Genomic DNA, 331 nt, shown 5'->3' with positions numbered 1-331 from the left:
GGACGCGATCCTGATCGCGAACGGCGACCGGACACTGCTGACGCAACAACTGGACGGCCGGGCGTGGGAGAAATTCGCAGACCCGCGCGCCGACCGGAATCCCATGTTCGACATCGAGCAGTATGTCAGCCTGACCGCCGAAGGCGACCACCGCCGGCCCGGCCTCGCGATGACGATCGACAAGCTGGGTGCCGCACCGCATTCGGCACAGGATTTCCAGCGTGCCCGGTACTTCCTGGCGGCGACGTTGCTCCAGAACGGATTCTGGGCGCCGATGGGCGCCGACTACGACGAGCCGGCCTACTTCGACGAGATGGACGGTGGCGGACTC

At 66.5% G+C, this 331-nt stretch carries 1 protein-coding gene; it reads left to right on the top strand.

The annotated features are described in order from the left end of the window. The coding region (locus BJL95_RS22675) for a putative glycoside hydrolase (protein ID WP_217631726.1) at nt 1–331 on the top strand (331 nt) is incomplete at both ends.

It is taken from the genome of Methylomonas sp. LWB (assembly GCF_001856095.1).
Lineage (GTDB): Bacteria > Pseudomonadota > Gammaproteobacteria > Methylococcales > Methylomonadaceae > Methylomonas > Methylomonas koyamae_A.
This window is presented reverse-complemented; position numbering and strand designations above follow the sequence as displayed.